This is a genomic window from Amycolatopsis halotolerans (assembly GCF_042647905.1).
In the GTDB taxonomy this organism is placed as follows: Bacteria; Actinomycetota; Actinomycetes; order Mycobacteriales; family Pseudonocardiaceae; genus Amycolatopsis; species Amycolatopsis halotolerans.
The window spans coordinates 32,518-50,702 of the sequence record NZ_JBHRWI010000066.1; the positions used below are offsets into that span (position 1 = coordinate 32,518).

The window sequence follows — 18,185 nt, forward strand, 5'->3', positions numbered from 1 at the left end:
GCCGGAATGTTTCCGGGAGTTGACATTGCCCGCCGTCATGACGGAGGCGCGCGGTGAGTCAGAGGATCGCGCTGACCTCGCGGGCAGCCGCGCGGAGGCCGTCCAGAGCGGCATTGGTGGAGCGGGGGTCCAGTGCGTGCGAGGCCAGGCGGAAGAGGATGGCGCGCAGGAGGAGCTGGGGCCATTCGGGGAGGTGCGCCCAGCGTTCGAGGAGGGCTCCGGTGGCTCCGCCCCACATCAGCGAGTCGACTGCGGCGATCGCCGCGCCCCATTCGCCTGGGCGGTAGTACGGGACGAAATCGACTACGCCGGGGGCCGCGTCGCCGTCGAAGAGGAGGCCGGCCAGGAGCTCGCCGTGGGCGACCTGGTGCGGGAGTTTGATCGGACGGCGGGCCGGGGCGAGGATTTCGAACCAGCGGCCGCCTTTTTCCTCGGGGAGGGGGCGGTCTTGTTCTTCCCAGGCGATTCGGTCGGCGATGGCGTCCCGGTCGTCACGGGAGGACAGGAAGTCTGGGCGAGGGAGGTCTGCGGTGGCTCGGTGGAGGCGGACTGCCGCGAGGATGGATTCTTCGCAGCGGTGTTCGGTGGTGCCGGGAAGGTATCGCCAGGCCGACCAGTCTCCGACTATCCATCGGCCGTCACGTGAGCGGACTGGTTTGGAGATGCGCAGACCGGGGTCTTCGGCGAAGTCCAGGGCTCGGGCGGTCCATAGGGCTTGGGAGCGGTCTTTGACGCGTTTGAAGACTACGTCGGCGCACTGCCAGGATTCGGAGTCCGGGAGAAGGGTGATGGCGTCGGCGTCGCTGCCGAACGCGGAGCAGACGCGTTCGGAGGGACGTTCGAGGGTTGACCGCACAAAGGGGGAGGTTACCCCGGCGCCCGTGCGGATCCTGGGGAGACTCGCTGGTCGTGGGGCTTCTTGGTGGTTCGGCTCGTCGCCTGGCGGCGACATTGCGTCTGAGTGGGGGCCACCACCCCGAAGCTTGATTGTCCTGACGGTTCGGAGGTGCTTGTCAAGGCGGGAAAGATGCCTTGACAAGCACCTCCGAACCGCAGAGAAGGCTTCGTATCGGGGTTTGGGGGCGGGGTGGGTGGCTCCAACGGTGGGTGCGTCGGCTGCGGTTCGCTGGTCGTGAGGGGAACCCTGAGGGACTCAGAGTCCGTGAAGGTGGCCCTCACGGACATATTGCTGCCGCTAGAAAGCCGTGAAGGGCTCCTTGGGGGAACTAGATTCTCTCAAGGAGCCCTTCACGGACAGACGTTGCTCAGTAAGTCGGCAGGCTCGGGTCGATCTGCCGTGCCCAGGCCAGGACACCGCCACCGAGGTGCGTGGCGTCCTTGAAACCGGCTGCGTGCAGCGCTGCCAGCGCCTCGGCCGAGCGGGCGCCGGACTTGCAGTGCAGGACAATCGGCTTGTCTTGCGGCAGTTCTGCCAGTGCTTCGCCGGAAAGGATGCGGTCCTTCGGGATCAGCGTGGCGCCCTTGATGTTGACGATCTCGTACTCGTGCGGCTCGCGGACGTCGATCAGGGCGAAGTCCTCGCCCGCGTCGAACTTGGCCTTGAGTTCCGCGGGGGTCAGGGTGCTGCCGGAGGCGGCCGAAGCGGCTTCGTCCGACACGACGCCGCAGAAAGCCTCGTAGTCGATCAGTTCGGTGATCTTCGGGGTCTCCGGGTCCTTGCGGATCTTGACCTCGCGGTACTTCATCTCCAGCGCGTCATAGGAGATCAGCCGCCCGAGAAGCGGCTCTCCGATGCCGGTGATGAGCTTGATCGCCTCGGTCACCATGATCGAGCCGATCGACGCGCACAGCACGCCCAGCACGCCGCCTTCGGCGCAGGACGGGACCATGCCGGGGGGCGGCGGCTCGGGGTACAGATCCCGGTAGTTGAGACCCTTGCCGTTCGGGGCGTCCTCCCAGAAGACGCTCACCTGGCCTTCGAACCGGAAGATCGAACCCCACACGTACGGCTTGCCGAGCAGCACCGCCGCGTCGTTCACCAGGTAGCGGGTGGCGAAGTTGTCGGTGCCGTCGAGGATCAGGTCGTACTGCTCGAAGATCTCCAGCGCGTTCGCCGATTCGAGCCGCTCCGTGTGCAGGTGCACCTTGACCAGCGGGTTGATCTCGGCGATCGACTCCTGCGCCGACGCGGCCTTGAGCTTGCCGACGTCGGACTGGCCGTGGATCACCTGGCGCTGCAGGTTGGATTCGTCGACGACGTCGAAGTCGATGATGCCGAGCGTGCCCACGCCGGCGGCCGCCAGGTACAGCAGCGCCGGGCTTCCGAGGCCGCCCGCACCGATGACCAGGACCTTCGCGTTCTTCAACCGCTTCTGCCCGACCACCCCGACGTCCGGGATGATCAGGTGACGGCTGTACCGGGCCACCTCGTCCTTGGTGAGCTCGGCTGCCGGCTCGACGAGCGGCGGCAGTGCCGTGTCTGACATCGGGTCCTCCATACTCGCGCGGGTCGCGTAGTCGATCCCAGTATCCCCAACGCGCGCTGGCAAGAGGGACTTCCCTGCTCCCAGATGGTGAGACTCTGTTACTGGCCCGGCGGAGTCGGGTTCGGCCACGCGTTCGGCTTGCACACGTGATGGTCCGCGGCGACCTTGCCCCGGTCGCCGCCGGGGATGTTGTTGAGCATCGCGACGTAGTCGTCGTTCACGCCGAACGACTGCTGCATCATCACCGGCGCGGGCTGGTCGTTTCCCGGACAGCCCACGTGATTGTTGCCCAGCGCGTGCCCGACCTCGTGGTTGATGGCGTACTGCCGGTACCCGGTCATGTCCGAGCCGTAGACCTTCGCGCCGCGCACCCAGCGGGACAGGTTGATCAGCACCCGGCCCATGCTGCGCCGGTAACAGGAGGCCTCGAATTTGATCTGGAACCCGCACGCGTCCGGCCGGTGCGTCGTGTCCGGCGTGGTGAGACTCACCCGGAAATCCGGGTTCGGATAGCTCGCGTCGACCCGCTTCAACCGGATCTCGCCGTTCCACGTCCAGCTGCGCGGGTCGGACAAAATGCCCTGGACCGCGGTGCCGAAGCTGTCGTCGCCTGCGTAGCTGGCCGGGTCGATGCCGTCCTCGACCTCGACGGTGTAGGTGTAGAGCTTCCCGGACTTGCCGACGACGTCGCTGGATCCGGACAAGGGCACGACGTGCCAGGTGCCCTTGCCGGTCTGGGTGAAATTGCCGCCGTTGGGCAGGTCGGCGGTGGGCACGTTGAGGTTCACCGGCTGCGCGGGGTTCTCCGGGATGCCGCCGCCGCCGTCGATCGCGCCCGAGGACGAGTCGCCGGACGCGACCTCGCCGCTGCTGCCCGCCGTACCCGCGTCGGACGGGCCGGAGGCGGTGTTGACCGCGACCAGCACGGTGATCACGGCCAGGATCGGCAGCGCGTACACGCGCCAGCCGTAGGTCTTCACGAACCGGCCGAACGGCGACTGCTGCTTCTTCTTCGACGCCGGACGCTTCTCCGCGTCGTCCTTGGGCTTCCAGGCGGCCGCGAGCGGCTCCGCGCTGGTCCGGCGTCCGCCCGGCCGGTACCGGTCCTCGCCGACACGCTGGGCGGGCTTGCGCGCGGGCCGGTACTGGCCGACGCGCGGAGAGTCGGACTCCGGATCGCTCGAACCGGAAGATTCGGATGACACCGAAGCCCCTGAACGCCGGGCCGACCCGGCGGTCGGGCCCCGCCGGTCTTTCGCTCGCGCGTCCTGCTTCAGCCGGTCCACCGATCCAGGGTGCCACACGGCGGCGACGTTCCCGGCAGCGACTGGCGGGCTCCCCGGCGATCCGCGGTCCCCCGTTCGGGCTACCAGGAGCCCCGGTCCGCGCCCTCCCACAGACCGAGCACGGCCCGCGCGACCACCTGCGGACGTTCCATCTGGGCGACGTGTCCGGTGCGCGGGAGGACCAGCATCCGGGCGTGCGGAATCGTCTGCGCGGTCCGCGGCGCGCGCTTGACCGAGATCACCCGGTCGTGGAGTCCCCAGACCACCAGCGTCGGGGCCTGGACCTGCTTGGCAACTGACCACAGCGACCCGGCGCCGAGCGCGGTCCAGCGCCGGAAGATGCCGAACGTGCTCCGCTCCATCGCGGCCAGCGCCCACGGGAAGCCGGCGCGCGCGGCGTGCTCCTCGACCAGTTCGTCCAGCCGGGCGTCCGGGAACCGCGCCGGATCGTGGAAGCACAGCTTGATGACCTGCGCGGCGCGTTCGCGGGCGGTCATCCCGGCCATCCGGCGGCGCACCCGGGCGCCGACCACCGGGAGGTAGGCCAGCGCCATCAGCGGATCGGACAGCCGGCGCGGGTCCGGGCGGCGGTCCGGCATCGCCGGGGAGATCAGGGTGAGAGTTCTCACGAGCTCCGGCCGCCGCGCCGCGAGCAGCAGCGCGATCGCGCCGCCCATCGAGTTGCCGAGCAGATGCACCGGTTTGCCCAGCTGCTCGAGCCGGTTCGCGATGACCTCGGCGTGGTCGTCCAGCCCGAAGGCGAACCCGTCCGCGGGCTCCGAATAGCCGAATCCGGGCAGGTCAACAGCCTGTCCGGGTGCGGTCGGGGCGAGCAGCGCGGCGAGGTCGGTCCAGTTCGTGGCCGATCCGCCGAGCCCGTGCACGTACACCGCGGGCGTGCCGTCGGGGCCGGGCGTGTGCCGGATGTGCAGGCCGTCTTCGACCGTTCCCGGCCAGGCAGGCAGCGCCCCGTCGAGCGGCGGAAGGGGCGTAGTCGACAATGGCACCTGGGTCACCGGCGGGCGGACCGCCGCCGCGGCCGTGGGGCGGGAGGTCGTGGTCGTCACGAGTCCAGGATGCCTGACCCTTGGCATTTCGGGCGTACCCACGAGTAATGTCAGGTTCACTTCACGCGGTGGTGAACCCGCCCGGCGAAGGCTGCGGACGGAGGAAGAATGACGGAGATGGCGCGACTGCAACGAGGCGTCCGGTTGCCAAGGACCGAGCGCCGGGCCCAGTTGCTGACAGCCGCGCAGCGCGTCTTCGCCGAGCACGGCTACCACGCGGCGGCGATGGACGAGATCGCCGAAGAGGCCGGCGTCAGCAAGCCGGTGCTCTACCAGCACTTCCCCGGCAAGCTCGACCTGTACATCGCGCTGCTGGAAAGCCACGTCGACGACCTCGTCGGCCGCGTGCAGGGCGCGCTGAACTCCACCAGCGACAACCGCCAGCGCGTCCCGGCCACGGTCGGCGCGTTCTTCGACTTCGTGAACAACGACGCGGGCGCGTTCCGCATGGTCTTCGAGTCCGACCTGCGCGGCGAGCCCGCGGTGCAGGAGGCGGTGGACCGCGCGACCTCGGCCAGCGTCGAGGCCATCACCGAGACGATCACTTCCGACGCCGGTCTGGACGAGGAGAAGGCCCGTCTGCTGGCGGTCGGCCTGGTCGGGATGAGCCAGGTCAGCGCGCGCTACTGGCTGCAGCACAACCAGTCGATGAGCCGGGAGGACGCCGTGGCGCTCACCGCGAACCTCGCGTGGCGCGGCATCGGCGGCGGGTTCCCGCTCAAGGACAACTGACTTCGTGCCCGCCTCGCGCACAGTGGCGGTGCCGGGCACGCTCTGCAGCCCGCGGATCTACGCGCCGCTGGCGGCCGCGCTGCCCGGCGAACTGGACGCGGTCGACTGGATGACCGCGCCGGGCCCGTGGCGGATCGAAGACGTCGCGGCGCGGGTCGCCTCGCGGATTGAGCAGCACGGCGGCCCGGTCACGCTGATCGGACACTCCACCGGTGGCTGCATCGCGACGGTCGTCGCGGCCACCCGGCCGGACCTGGTGTCCGGGCTGCTGCTCGCGAACACCGGCGCGCACATGCGCGGCCACGGCGACGTCGACCGGATCCTCGCCACGATCGCCTCCGCCTGGGGCCCTGACCTGCACGCCGCGATCCTCGACCGGTCCTTCGCCGTCCCGTTGCCGCCGGACCTGCGCGCCGAACTGCTCGCCTACGCCGCCCGGGTCCCGGCCGAGGCCGCGCTGGAAGTCCTGACGAGCCAACGGGATCTGGACCTCACACCGCGGCTGGCGTCGATCCGCTGTCCGGTCACGGTGCTGCACGGAGTCCACGACCGGGCCCGCACTCTCGCCGACGCCCAGCACCTCGTCGACCACCTGCCGGACAGCGAACTCGTCACCGTCGAGACCGGGCACTCCCCGATCTGGGAAGACGTCCCCGCCACTGTTGCCGCCCTCGAACGGCTCCGCTAGCTCACTCGCGCGGGTTTCGCTGGCGTGGCACCGATCTGGCCGCCCCGGGCAGTTCGACCAGCAACTGCTCGAGCTGGTCCGGCAGCGCGCAGCGCGGATCGATCAACCAGGTATCGGATTTGCTTCGCCGGGACGGTTGTTCCCCGTCCGACAACAAGGCGACGTAACAGCCGTAGTCGATGGCGAACCCGTCGTAGAGCGTTCCCGGCCGCTTCCGGCTGACGATGCCGCGCCGCACCAGGTGCACGAGCCGGGCGTCGTACAGATCGCGCATGGCCGGATCGTGGGCGCCGCCAGTGTGTTCGAGCAGAAAAGTGCGGGAACGCCGACGGCCCACCACCTCGTCGACGAGCCACCGCAGCAGCGTCAAGGCTGGTTCGTTTCCGGTGATCGCGGCGTATTTGTCGCACAGATACCAATCTTGCGCGGCCTGCCGGACGTGCCGGATGCCGATGGTCGCGGTGTTCGCGTGCTGCGCGGCCAACGCGGCGATGTTGATCGCGTCCCGGGGCACGCCCTCGGCCGCGCGCACGAGTTCGGGAAACGCGGTGCGGCTGAACGCGGTCGCCACGAATTCCGCCGGATCGTCGGTCACCGGCATCCGGGGTCGGACGTGATTGAGGAACAACTCGGCGAAAAACTGTCTCGACTGGCTTCGGCCGTGGTCGAAGAGAAGCACGTCGTCGAAGCTGACCGCGGAGGCCGCGTCCGCGCCGACCTCGATGCCTACGTAATCGCCTTCGCAGCCCGGTTCGCGGAACCGGGACCGGCGTTCCATCGCCGCGATCTTGACAGTCGCCCCCCGCGTCGGGAGCACGCTGCGGCGCAGCAGATCGGCCAGCAACGGTTGCAGTTCAAGGGGAATCGAACTCCACTCGTCCAGCAACAGCCACAGCCGGGCCGGCGCCAACGCGGCCGTGATCCGTGCGAGCGCCCGGCTGAGCGGCCCGAAGATGACCTGGTGATGCTCGATCCCGGTGCGCCGCAACCGATCCGACGCCGTGACCGAGTGTCGGCTGCTGCCCGACATCGTCACCTGACCGCGCGGACCACCCGGTCCCCAGGACGCGGAAGCGCCCGCACCGGTCGCCTTCTCCGCGGAACCTCCGACGGTCGTCTCCCGCTCGACGTTGCCGACGACCTCGACCGTCGTCGCCGCCTCGGTCAGCTCGTCCAGACCCTGCAACAGGTCTTCCTGGTCGGAAACCCTGGTCTCGATCGCCGTGGTCAGGAGCTGTTCGTGCACCGCTTCCAGCGTGTCGACCAGCAGCTGCGTGCCCCGAAGCGGCACCGGCAGCTGCTGATTCGCGTACAGGCCGCTGGTGGAGCCGATCGTGCGCAAATCCAGGTATACCGCGACATCGTGGGTCTCTTCGACCAGATCGGCCAGGTACAGCAAGGCGTGCGTCTTGCCGGTGCCGCGGCGGCCGTACAGGATCTGATGGTCCGAGGAATGCAGCATCGCCGAAAACGACCCGGCCACCACGAAGGTTTTGGCCAGCGTATGCCGGTCCACGCTCTCCGCCCGCCGGGAAATCGCCATCAGGCTCCGGTTGACGTGCGCGCTCAGCGGCTGCCCCATGCCCGTCCTGTTCCGTCGGCGACATCCCAGCCACCCAGCGTGACATCGCCGGGCGGCCGGGAACAGCCGACAGTCAGGTACGAGCGCGAAGGGCGTGAACGCGCACGGTTACGAATGCGTGGCTCTCGTGAGTGTTTATGCCGGTTCTCATCGGCAAAAACACTCACGAGACGCGCAGCAAGGCCCCGATTCGTGTCGCGACTTCGCCCGCCCGCTCCTGCGGCAGCATGTGCCCAGCACCGGGGAAGCGGACAAACTCCGCGTCCGGCAGCTCGTCCGCGATCACCTTCGCGTGCGGAAGCGGACAAAGCCGGTCCTTCTCCCCCGCCAGCACCACGGACGGGGTACCGCGCAAAGCCGCCAGCGCGACGCGGCGGTCATGCGTCGAAATCGCGTCCTGGAACGCGCCGAGGCTCGCCGGATGCGCGCACAACAGCTGATCCGCCACGAGCCGAAGGTCCGCGCGGCGCGGGTGGTCGCCGAAAACGAGGAACCGCGCGCCCGAACGCACCATTGTCGGGCTCAGCGGCAGCCGCTCGCCCTTGCGGTGCGACAACGCTTTCGCCAGCCGGCGCTCGAACCGCGCGGAGAACTGGCCCGCCATTCCGGGCAGCCCCAACGTGATCCGGTCCATCTGCCCGGACGACGTCGCCACGAACGCCGTCCCGACGACCCGGTCGCGGACCAGTTCGGGATGCCGCTCGGCCAGCGCCATGATGGTCATGCCGCCCATCGAATGCCCGGCGAGCACCAGCGGACCGGACGGCACGCGAGCGGCGATCAGCTCGGCCAGATCGTCGGCCAGCCGCGGAATCGTCCCGGTTTCCTTGGTGGCGGGCGCGGAACCGCCGTGCCCGCGCAGGTCGTAGCGCAGCGTCCGGACGCCAGGGCCGAGGTGGTCCATGACGCCGTCCCACGTGCGGTGGTCCTGCGTCCAGCCGTGCACCAAAACCAGCGTCACCGCGGCGTCGGCCGGACCGCTCGATTCAACGTGCAGCGCACAGCCGTCGCTGGTCACAAACCGATGTTCCCGCGCCGGATTGCGGAGCCGCTCAACGGTAGTCATTTGCCCTCCGGCAACAGGAAAGACTTGCGCCAGAACGGTTTCCCTGGCAACCCGACCAGACCGGACTCCTGCAGGAACGGCATGATCTTCTCCCCCGCCCACGCGATCGTCGCGCGCCAATGCGGGTTGTTCAGCGCCGTCTCGACGCCCTCGCGCGGCCGGATCCCGACCGCCTTGTAGACGTTCGGATTGATGAACGCCCGCGTCACGAAGTACGAGATCAGCGCGATGCTGAACTGCTGGTAGGCGACCTCCGCACGGCCGAGTTTCGCCATGCCGCGGGTGACTTCCTCACGCGCGAAGGTGACGTGCCGCGCCTCCTCCAGCACGTGGATCCGGTTCACCATCCGGACCAGCGGCTGGATCTCCTCGTCGTTCATCTGCTCGCGCTGCAGCCGGTCGAGCACCTCCTCGGCGACCAGGATCGCGCCGTAGCGCGCCGGGCCGTAGGAAATGGTCGGCATCAGCTTCGCGAACTGCCGCAGCACCGGCACCGGACCGTAGGTCGGGCAGCCGATCCGCGCGGACATCCGCGCGAACATCGTGGAGTGCCGGCATTCGTCGGCGATCTCGGTGAGCGCGAACTGCGCGTGCGCCGTCGTCGGGTCCTGGGCGTAGACCTCCTTGAGCAGCATCTGCATCAAGAGGATTTCGAACCACAGCCCGGTGGTCGCGATGCTGGCCATCTCGTGTTTGCCCAGCTCGATCCGCTGCTCCGGGCTCAGCCGGTCCCACAGCGGGGTGCCGTAGAGCGACGAGCGCTCCGGCAGGATGTACCGCTTGCCCTCCACCAGCGGCGCGTCCCAGTCGATGTCGACGTCCGGGTCGTAGAACTTGTTCGCCGCCGACTTCAGCAACCGCTGTGCCGTCGCCTCCCGGTCGGTCACCTTGAGCGTCCGCGTCATCATCAGCCCCTTCCAGCGCCTGACTCGCCGTTGAATCGAGAAGCCGCGTCCCGCTGCCCCCGCAGAACATGTAACCTGCGGTAACAGTTACCTCTGGTAGCATGACCGGCGTGATCGAACGTGTCAAGCGCTCCAGCAAGCAGTCCGGCAAGCAGGCAGCCGACACCGAAACGAGCACTGGTGACGCCCGCCGCGATCGCTGGCGCAAGCACCGCATCGCCCGCCGCGCGGAGTTCGTCGAAGCGGCTCTGCGCGCGCTCGACGCGCACGGTCCAGACCTCGGCATGGAGGACGTCGCCGCGGAAGCAGGCGTCACGAAACCCGTGCTGTACCGGCATTTCGAGGACAAGGCCGACCTGTACGTCGCGCTCGGCCAGCGCGGTACGGAAATCCTTTTCGAACGGCTCATCCCGGCGATCAACGCGGAGCTCGCGCCGGTGCCGCGGATCCGGATGGCGCTCGATTCGTTCTTCGGCGTCATCGAGGAGCACCCGAACCTGTACCGCTTGCTGGCACACGGCGGACTGCCGGGCAAAACCACCGATTCGGACGTCGTCGCGGAGGACAAAGAGGTCATCGCGACCGCGCTGACCGCGCTGCTCGGCGACTACATGCGAATGTTCAACATGGACTCCGGCGCGGCCGAACCGTGGGCGCACGGGATCGTCGGCATGGTCCAGAGCACCGGCGAATGGTGGCTGGACCGGCGCTCGATGGGCCGCGATTCGGTGGTCGAGTACCTCACCCAGATCATCTGGGCGGCGATCGACGGGCTCACCCGCCAGCAAGGCGTGGTGATCGACCCGAACCTGCCGCTCGAGGAGAACAAGGTCGTCCAGCTCGGACGCACCGAAGAAGACGCCGACAGCGACGCAGGCTGACGAGAGGACCCCGGATGAGCGACGAAGACGGCTACACGGGCTCGGCGACGCTGGTCGTCGACGGCACGGAAATCACCGCGGACGTCGATCTGCGCGGCTATTTCCAGCCGATCGACGGGTACTACCACTGGTACGGCCGCGTCGCCGCGGACCCGAAGCTGGCCGAGACGGTCGGCGGGCGCAAGAAGGCGTGCGAGGTGCGGGTCGGCGAGCACACCGCCGAGGGCGAGCTGTCCGATCCGGACCCGTGGGGCCGTTACCGGCTCACCGGCACGTCCACGCCGCCGTTCGCGGTCCCGAAGACGCTGGCCGAGGTCGAAGAAGCGACTGCCTGACCCGGCAGCATCGCGCAAAAAGGCCGCCCCGGAAGGTGTTTCCGGGGCGGCCTTTCGCGTGTACGGCTGGGCTCAGTCGCCGACGCCGAACCCGACCTTGCGGACGTCGGACGGGGCGATCTCGACGTACGCGATGCGGTCGGACGGGACCAGGTACTTGCGGCCCTTCTCGTCGTTGAGGCGGAAGAGCCCGTCACCGGCCGTCAGCGCCTCGGCGACCAGCTTCTCCACCTCTTCGGGAGTCTGGCCACTGGACACCACCAGCTCGCGCGGCGTGTCCTTGATGCCGATCTTGACCTCCACGTGGGACCTCCGCTGAAAACTCGTTGTGACTACGCCCGGCAAGGCTAACCGAAGCGGGCCACCCCGGTGGCGTGCGACCAGCAGGTGATTCGCGACCACTCGCTCAGCCCAGCCCCAGCGCCTGCATGCGCTTGGTGTGCCCTTGCTGCAACCGGCGGAACAGCGCGCCGATTCCCGCGAGATCGCCGGAGCCCGCGACGATCAGTTCGGCCAGGCCATCGCGTTCGGCCACCACGTATTGCGCCTGGGTAAGAGCCTCGCCGAGCAGTCGCCGCCCCCACAGCGCGAGCTTGTCGCGGGCCTTCGGATCGGCCTTGATCCCGGCCGCGACTTCGCGCTCGGCGAACGCCGAGTGCCCGGTGTCGGCGAGCACGGTCAGCACCAGGTCCTTGGTCTCGGCGTCGAGCCAGCTCGCGATCTCGCGGTAGAGATCCGCCGCGAGCCCGTCCCCGACATACGCCTTGACCAGCGACTCCAGCCACGACTTAGGCCGGGTGGAGCCGTGCCACGCGTCCACTTGCGACACGAACGGGGCCATCGCGTCCTCGACCGCGACGCCGTTCGCGGCCAGATGCTTCGTCAGCAGATCGAGGTGCCCGATCTCGGCGGCCGCCATCGAGGCGAGCGCGGCGCGCCCGGCGAGCGTCGGCGCGCTGCGGGCGTCCTCGGCCATCCGGTCGAACGCGGAGAGCTCCAGGTAGGCGATCACGCCGAGCAGGTCGACGACGCCTTCGCTGATCGCGGGCGGAGATGCGGCGGGCACTGGGGACACAGCGGCTTCGGCGGGGTCGGTCACGGCGACGAGGGTATCGCCGAACCGCAGGCCCGCGCCGCGAAGAGACCGATCCCACGCCGCGCCGCCGCGCCCGGTATTCCCCGGAAAACACCTGACCAGGTACAGTGGGATCGGATAAACAGAGCTTCGCCGCGCCGGACCGGCTTTTTCCGAGAGGTCCCGGGAGCGGCGGGAACCAGGCGAGCGGCCGGTGCCACCAGGGCGACCGGGGTTCGCCGCAAGTGTGCGTGCACGCCTCCTAGCGGCATTCCCGGGAGGGCGGCTCCGGCACCACTGGCCTCCAGCAGACGAGGCCTCAGGTGCGAGTCAGGCCCCCGGTCGAGTGTCGAGTGACAACCGGCCTGTGCGCGCTGGTCACGAGAGAGGCGATCACCCTGACCGCAGAACAGTCCACAACCGAACAGACCGAAACCGCGCAGGCCACCGCCGCTGTCGCCCTCGAGCACAGCGAAAACGGACCGGCCGCGCTGGACACGTCGCACCCGCTGCAGGCGGGCGCTCCGGTGGTCGAGGAGTCGCCGACGTTCGCGTCGTTCGGTGTGAAACCCGAAATCGTCAAAGCGCTCGGCGAAGCCGGAATCGAGCGCACCTTCGCCATCCAGGCGCTGACCCTGCCGCTCGCCATGGCCGGCGACGACCTCATCGGCCAGGCCCGCACCGGCATGGGCAAGACGCTCGGCTTCGGCGTCCCGCTGCTGCACCGCGTCGAGGTGCCCGGCGACGGCACCCCGCAGGTGCTGGTCGTGGTCCCGACGCGCGAGCTGTGCATCCAGGTCGCGAACGACCTGAAGGGCGCCGGGAAGCACCTCGGCATCCGCACGCTGGCGATCTACGGCGGACGGCCGTACGAGCCGCAGATCGAGGCGCTGCGCAAGGGCGTCGACGTCGTCATCGGCACGCCCGGACGGCTCCTCGACCTCGCCGAGCAGCAGCACCTGGTGCTGGGCAAGGTCCGCGGGCTCGTCCTCGACGAGGCCGACGAGATGCTGGACCTCGGCTTCCTGCCGGACATCGAGCGGATCCTCCGGATGGTGCCGGACGAGCGGCAGACCATGCTGTTCTCCGCCACGATGCCGGGCCCGATCATCACGCTCGCGCGCACGTTCCTGAACCAGCCCACGCACATCCGGGCCGAGGAGAACGACGCCGGCGCGATCCACGAGCGCACCTCGCAGTTCGTCTACCGGGCGCACTCGATGGACAAGACGGAGCTGATCGCACGGGCGCTGCAGGCCGAGGGCCGCGGCCTCACGATGATCTTCAGCCGCACCAAGCGCACCGCCCAGAAGATCGCCGACGACCTGGTGGAACGCGGTTTCGCGGCCGCCGCCGTGCACGGCGACCTCGGCCAGGGCGCGCGCGAGCAGGCGCTGCGCGCGTTCCGCTCGGGCAAGGTCGACGTCCTGGTGGCGACGGACGTCGCGGCCCGGGGCATCGACATCGACGACGTCACGCACGTGATCAACTACCAGTGCCCCGAGGACGAGAAGACCTACGTGCACCGCATCGGCCGGACGGGCCGCGCGGGTCGCACGGGCGTCGCGGTCACCCTCGTCGACTGGGACGAGGAACCGCGCTGGAAGCTGATCTCGGACACGCTGAACCTCGACCTCGCGGAGCCGCCGGAGACCTACTCGTCGTCGCCGCACCTCTTCAGCGACCTGGGCATCCCCGAGGGCACGAAGGGCCGCCTGCCGCTGTCGAAGCGCACGCGGGCCGGTCTGGCCGCCGAAAAGGAAGAAGACCTGGGCGGCAAGCGCCGGGGCCGTCGTGGTTCCTCTGGACCTTCTTCCGCTGCTGCTTCTTCGGAGGAAGAGGCTCCGCGCAAGCGCAACCGTGCCCCGCGCAAGCGGACCCGCGGCGGCGCCCGCTCCGCCGAGGCTATTGAAGCCGCTGACGCCGCCGCCCCGGCCTCGTCGGGTTCGGACCAGCAGGAAGACCGCCCCCGGACCCCGCGCCGCCGCACCCGCTCGGGCGCCGACGCGACCGGCCCGGCGACGTCCACCGGCAACGCCACCCCCGCGACGACGTCCGACTCCGGGGAGACCGGAGACCGCCCGGCACGCCGCCGCCGTCGCCGCCGTCCGTCCGCATCTGATACACCTGCGTCGGCAGACTGAGCGACACACCGGGGAGTCAGTTACGTGAACGACCACGGGAACGGCGAAACGCCCCCCGAACCTGGATCGAACGTAGCGGGCACTCCCGCGAATCCCGACGAACGCCCCCGGCCGGACCTTCCGGCCGGGGCGCACGTCTCGGATGCGGGTTCTGGTTCTTCTCCGGATGCTTCGGGTGCTGCTGGCGGGGATTCGTCGGCCGGGACGGTGCCTGCGGACCGGGCCTCGAACCCCTCGTCCACGGACGCAGATCTGCCGACTCCCGGGGGCTCGGCCGAGAAGTCTTCCGCCGAACCGACTCCACCGGCTGCGAACCCGGCCTCGCCGACCTCCAGCAGCCACACTGACGCGGCTGCAGGCTCCGCCGTGCCAGCCACCGGCGACGCTTCCGTTGCTGGCTCCGCTGTTCCCGGCTCACAGGCCTCGGCCCCTGTCTCGGCTGCCGCCGAAAAGACTGCTGCCGAGACATCTGCAGGCCCCGCCGCACCAGCCACCGGCAGCTCAGCCGGACACACTCCCGCTGCCCCAGCCGTTCCCGGCTCGCACGCAGCGGACCCTGTCGCGCAGGGCACCGAACAGTCCTCCGCCGAACCAGCCGAAGCCGCGGCAAGCTCCGCCACGCCAGCATCCGGCAACACCTCCGCCGCATCAGCCGCGCCCGGCTCGCAGGCCGCGGACCCGGTCGCGCAAGGAACCGAACAGGCTTCCGCCGAACCGCCCACGTCGGCTCCCCGGCACGCAGGCACCAACGCCCCGATCCCGCCGGTCGCTCCCGAGGAACAAACCGGCCCGATCGCGCGCGTCACGGACGTCGGGGTCACCAGCACCCCCGCCGAGCCCTACGGTTCCGAAACTCTCCTCCCCCGCCGATCCGCCGCGAATCCCGTTGCGCCGCCAGGGAAAGCCCGGCGCTCGCCGTGGAACCGAGGGCGCGACCGGATGATCGCGGGCGCGATCGTCGTCGTGGTCGCGGCGGTCGTCGCGATCGTCGCCGCCACGAGCGACAACCTGCACACCAGCCGTGCCCTGGCAGATCAGCCGCACGCCCTCCCGTCGCCGCCGTCCGCGGTGCCCGGGTCGATGACGCAGCTGTGGCAGGCCCCGAGTTCCGCGACGCCAATTCCGATCGGTCAGTCCGACACCGTCACCACCGCGGACGGCAGCGAGGTCGCCGGCCGCGATCCGCTCACCGGGCAGATCCGCTGGCACTACACCCGCGAAAACCTGCAACTGTGCACTGTGGACGCTGCCTGGGGCCGCGTGAACGCCGTGTACCACAAGACGATGGGCTGCAGCGAGGTCACTCAGCTCGACCCCGCCACCGGCCGCATCACCGCTCAGCGCAACGGCGACGCCGAGCTGGGCACCCGCCTGGTCAGCGACGGCAGCCACGTCACGACCACCGGCAAACATCTCCTCGACACGTGGCGCGACGATCTCGTGAAGAGCATGGAGTACGGCAAAGTCCCGTTCCTGCAAAATGCGAACAAGCAACCGCGCCCCAACTGCACTTACGGAACCGTAGCAGTGGCCGCCGACAAAATCGGCGTGATCGAACGCTGCCCCGGCGACCGTACGGACCGACTGACCGTCTACAAGGCGACCGCCGAGCACGAGGACGAACCGAAGGTCACCTACACCGCCCTGCTCGCAGGCAAGCGGGCTCGGGTCATCGCGATGTCGGGCGACCTCACCGGCGTTCTCCTGCCAGACCAAAAGCTGTACGTCGTCTACGGCGCGGACGGCTCGCAAAAAGCCGCCTACCCCATGGACCTCCCCGCCTCAGACGTAGCAACCGATCCAGCCGGCGGCACCGAAGCGACAACCCGCACCGCAGCCGGGATCTACTGGTACACCGGCTCAAAAACCGTCGCCCTGTCCCGAGACGACCTGTCGCCCCGCTGGACCCTGGACGGCACGCTCGGCCCAGGAATCACCTTCGCGACCCAACTGGTAGTCCCGATCCGCGGCGGACTGGCCGTACTGAACGAAACGAACGGCGCAACGCTACGCACAGTCGGCGTCAACCGCGGCTCCTACGCGGGTCCGATCCGCCTCACCGCGCTAGGCCCAGTACTACTGGAACAGCGCGGCCCGACTGTCGCCGCCCTGCGCTGACGCCTCAGAACCACCACAAAACGCTAAACGCCACCCCCGCGACGACCAGCACCCCAGCCCCCGCCAACGCCGCCACCTTCCCAGCCCGACGGTCTGCGATCCGTTGCAGCGCAAGCACGATCACCGCGGCTACCGGGTGCCCGACGAGCTTGAGCGCGCCCGGACCGGACGCCCCGTTCACGAGACACAACACGCCGACGACAAGCACGCCGACGGCCAGGACTGCCATTCCAGCAGCGACGGAGCCGGTGAATCCTCGCCACCACCTTCCGCGGGGTTTGGGCCTCGCGGAGGGTTCGGCGCGCTCGGTTGCCACTGACGGCTCGGTGCGCCCGGTTTCCGCGGACGGTTCGGTGCGCTCGGTTGTCGCTGACGCTTCGGCGGCACCGGTCATGCTGTCTTGCTCGGCTGTTTCATGGATAACCGTAGCCGCGCGGCCCACCTCGATGCTGTTGGCCGATGCCGAGTCATGCATAACCGCATTCTCGCCGGGTGCGAGACCGTCGGCCGCAGTTGAGTCATGGACAACCTCGGCCGCGTAACCCTGCGCAGCGTTGTCATCCCGCGACAAGCCCCGCGACGTCGCTGCTGCGCGCTTCTCCGCCGCGGAACCAGCCCCAGGGCAGCCCTCGATCGCACGGCCGTCGTCCGAGGCCGCACCACCGCGCACACCGGCACCATCGCCGTCCGGCAACGCGGTGCCGCGCGCATCCGCGCCATCGCCGTCCGCACAGCCGTTTCCCGCGTGCGCACCGGCGTCCTCAGCACGACGTCCGTCGCGAATCCCGCCATGTTCGGCGGCAAGATCCGTTGTCACAGCAGCAAAATCCTTCCTCGCTGCCCCGCGAAGCCCTAACCCGTCGCCAGCAGCACCGCGGCCCCGCGCGCCACCGGCTCGCTCCCCGGTCGGCCTAGACCCGGAACCAGCCGACTCGCGGCGAGCGGTTTTCTCGATCTCCGGTGACGCCACGATTCTCGGGTCCCATCCACGTCTCGGGAAATCCCTACGGCGCAAGCAAATCCCACGGTTGCGCGGCAGGAGCGGTCTGCTGTCCCGCCACGCAGCTCGGGCGGAAGTCGCACCATGCGCAGCGGCGGTCGGGGCGGGCGGGGAACAGCGCTTCTCCATCACCGCCCGCATCCAGGGTATCTGCTGCCAACCGCAAATCCCCGGCGGTCTCCTCGGCGCGTTCCAGGTGCCGCTTCAAGGTTTCCGGGGTGTGTTCCGCCGCGGCGATCGTGCCGGACGGCAAATGGTGCAACTCGACCTTCGTGCACGGCATGCGCAAAGTGCGCGTCGCGGCTACGGCGTACATCGCCAACGCCTGCGAAGCCCTCGCCTCGTGTTCGTCGAGGGCTCGGCGGCCGGTTTTGTAGTCCACGATCACCAGTTCGCCGCCGCGCTGGTCGATGCGGTCGGCCCTGCCTTCGATGATCATCGTGGGGCGGCCGCCGGTTGTGCTGACCGGGGCGGAGACCCAGCGTTCCAATCCCACGGGATCGTCGCTGACGTCGTTGTCCTCCACGTACTCCGCGACCCAGCCCTTCGCTCGCGCTCGGTAACGCGCGGCCTGGTCGTCGTCGGCGAAACCGGCGTCCTTCCAGTGCTCCGACACCAGCGCGATCCCGCGCTGCGGCGTCCGTTTCGCCACTGGCAGGTCGAAAAGCGCGCGCAACGCGTTGTGCACCACCGCACCCAGCGTGCTGTGCGCCCACGGTCCGGTGCGCTGCGGCGTCGGCCGTTCGAGATAGGCCAGCCGGTACCGGCGCGGGCAATCGTCAAAGGTGCTCAGCCGCGCCGGCGACACCTTGGTGAGCCGTTGCGGTTGCTCGACGCCGAAGTCGAACCCCATCTGTTC

18 protein-coding genes are annotated in these 18,185 nt (G+C 69.4%); 7 read left to right on the forward strand and 11 right to left on the reverse strand.

Features of this window, described 5'->3' with window-relative positions:
- Positions 1 to 58: 58 nt before the first annotated feature.
- The 4 genes from ACFORO_RS40825 to ACFORO_RS40840 all read right to left on the reverse strand — a co-directional run bounded on the left by ACFORO_RS40825 (position 59) and on the right by ACFORO_RS40840 (position 4,800).
- Entirely contained in the window at positions 59 to 856 is a 798-nt protein-coding gene (locus ACFORO_RS40825; protein WP_377873076.1) for a TIGR02569 family protein, read from the reverse strand.
- Between the two features lie 409 nt (positions 857 to 1,265).
- Complete coding sequence (moeZ, locus tag ACFORO_RS40830; RefSeq protein ID WP_354746344.1) at positions 1,266 to 2,447, reverse strand: adenylyltransferase/sulfurtransferase MoeZ; 1,182 nt, start codon at positions 2,445 to 2,447, stop codon at positions 1,266 to 1,268.
- Positions 2,448 to 2,545: 98 nt separating this feature from the next.
- Positions 2,546 to 3,733 (reverse strand): DUF3152 domain-containing protein, encoded by a 1,188-nt coding sequence (locus ACFORO_RS40835; RefSeq protein WP_377873077.1) that lies wholly within the window; start codon positions 3,731 to 3,733, stop codon positions 2,546 to 2,548.
- Between the two features lie 80 nt (positions 3,734 to 3,813).
- Complete coding sequence (locus tag ACFORO_RS40840) at positions 3,814 to 4,800, reverse strand: alpha/beta hydrolase (protein ID WP_354746348.1); 987 nt, start codon at positions 4,798 to 4,800, stop codon at positions 3,814 to 3,816.
- Positions 4,801 to 4,908: 108 nt separating this feature from the next.
- On the opposite strand from ACFORO_RS40840, the gene ACFORO_RS40845 reads away from it, so the two are divergent.
- Positions 4,909 to 5,532: a TetR/AcrR family transcriptional regulator gene (locus tag ACFORO_RS40845; RefSeq protein ID WP_067585865.1), complete on the forward strand. Its 624-nt coding sequence runs from the start codon at positions 4,909 to 4,911 to the stop codon at positions 5,530 to 5,532.
- Between the two features lie 4 nt (positions 5,533 to 5,536).
- Complete coding sequence (locus ACFORO_RS40850) at positions 5,537 to 6,220, forward strand: alpha/beta fold hydrolase (RefSeq protein ID WP_377873078.1); 684 nt, start codon at positions 5,537 to 5,539, stop codon at positions 6,218 to 6,220.
- 1 nt (position 6,221) lies between these two features.
- Here the strand turns inward: ACFORO_RS40850 and ACFORO_RS40855 are convergent, their stop codons facing one another.
- The 3 genes from ACFORO_RS40855 to ACFORO_RS40865 form a co-directional block, all read right to left on the reverse strand.
- Positions 6,222 to 7,802, reverse strand: coding sequence for an ATP-binding protein (locus tag ACFORO_RS40855; RefSeq protein ID WP_377873079.1), 1,581 nt, complete (start codon positions 7,800 to 7,802; stop codon positions 6,222 to 6,224).
- A gap of 163 nt (positions 7,803 to 7,965) precedes the next feature.
- The gene (locus tag ACFORO_RS40860) at positions 7,966 to 8,868 is read right to left on the reverse strand and encodes an alpha/beta fold hydrolase (protein ID WP_377873080.1); all 903 of its coding nucleotides are present in this window, start codon (positions 8,866 to 8,868) and stop codon (positions 7,966 to 7,968) included.
- Positions 8,865 to 9,773 carry an AurF N-oxygenase family protein gene (locus tag ACFORO_RS40865; protein ID WP_354746356.1) on the reverse strand — a complete coding sequence of 303 codons (909 nt, stop codon included), beginning with the start codon at positions 9,771 to 9,773 and terminating at the stop codon, positions 8,865 to 8,867. The genes ACFORO_RS40860 and ACFORO_RS40865 overlap by 4 nt, the downstream gene beginning before the upstream one ends.
- Before the next feature lie 101 nt (positions 9,774 to 9,874).
- Between ACFORO_RS40865 and ACFORO_RS40870 the strand changes: the two genes are divergently transcribed.
- On the forward strand, positions 9,875 to 10,654 hold the full coding sequence (locus tag ACFORO_RS40870) for a TetR/AcrR family transcriptional regulator (protein ID WP_354746358.1): 780 nt from the start codon (positions 9,875 to 9,877) through the stop codon (positions 10,652 to 10,654).
- 14 nt (positions 10,655 to 10,668) lie between these two features.
- On the forward strand, positions 10,669 to 10,989 hold the full coding sequence (locus tag ACFORO_RS40875; protein WP_354746360.1) for a DUF4873 domain-containing protein: 321 nt from the start codon (positions 10,669 to 10,671) through the stop codon (positions 10,987 to 10,989).
- Positions 10,990 to 11,061: 72 nt separating this feature from the next.
- Here the strand turns inward: ACFORO_RS40875 and ACFORO_RS40880 are convergent, their stop codons facing one another.
- Positions 11,062 to 11,292 carry a DUF3107 domain-containing protein gene (locus ACFORO_RS40880; protein WP_009072973.1) on the reverse strand — a complete coding sequence of 77 codons (231 nt, stop codon included), beginning with the start codon at positions 11,290 to 11,292 and terminating at the stop codon, positions 11,062 to 11,064.
- A gap of 103 nt (positions 11,293 to 11,395) precedes the next feature.
- Positions 11,396 to 12,088, reverse strand: coding sequence for a ferritin-like fold-containing protein (locus tag ACFORO_RS40885; RefSeq protein ID WP_377873081.1), 693 nt, complete (start codon positions 12,086 to 12,088; stop codon positions 11,396 to 11,398).
- Between the two features lie 503 nt (positions 12,089 to 12,591).
- On the opposite strand from ACFORO_RS40885, the gene ACFORO_RS40890 reads away from it, so the two are divergent.
- Entirely contained in the window at positions 12,592 to 14,208 is a 1,617-nt protein-coding gene (locus tag ACFORO_RS40890) for a DEAD/DEAH box helicase (protein WP_377873098.1), read from the forward strand.
- A 792-nt stretch (positions 14,209 to 15,000) separates the two neighbouring features.
- Positions 15,001 to 16,326 (forward strand): Rv3212 family protein, encoded by a 1,326-nt coding sequence (locus ACFORO_RS40895; protein WP_377873099.1) that lies wholly within the window; start codon positions 15,001 to 15,003, stop codon positions 16,324 to 16,326.
- A gap of 4 nt (positions 16,327 to 16,330) precedes the next feature.
- Here the strand turns inward: ACFORO_RS40895 and ACFORO_RS40900 are convergent, their stop codons facing one another.
- Positions 16,331 to 16,555 (reverse strand): hypothetical protein, encoded by a 225-nt coding sequence (locus ACFORO_RS40900; protein WP_377873082.1) that lies wholly within the window; start codon positions 16,553 to 16,555, stop codon positions 16,331 to 16,333.
- Positions 16,556 to 16,846: 291 nt separating this feature from the next.
- Between ACFORO_RS40900 and ACFORO_RS40905 the strand changes: the two genes are divergently transcribed.
- Complete coding sequence (locus ACFORO_RS40905) at positions 16,847 to 17,182, forward strand: hypothetical protein (protein WP_377873083.1); 336 nt, start codon at positions 16,847 to 16,849, stop codon at positions 17,180 to 17,182.
- 148 nt (positions 17,183 to 17,330) lie between these two features.
- On the opposite strand, the gene ACFORO_RS40910 is transcribed toward ACFORO_RS40905, so the two are convergent.
- Positions 17,331 to 18,179 carry a RecB family exonuclease gene (locus tag ACFORO_RS40910; protein WP_377873100.1) on the reverse strand — a complete coding sequence of 283 codons (849 nt, stop codon included), beginning with the start codon at positions 18,177 to 18,179 and terminating at the stop codon, positions 17,331 to 17,333.
- Positions 18,180 to 18,185: the final 6 nt, after the last annotated feature.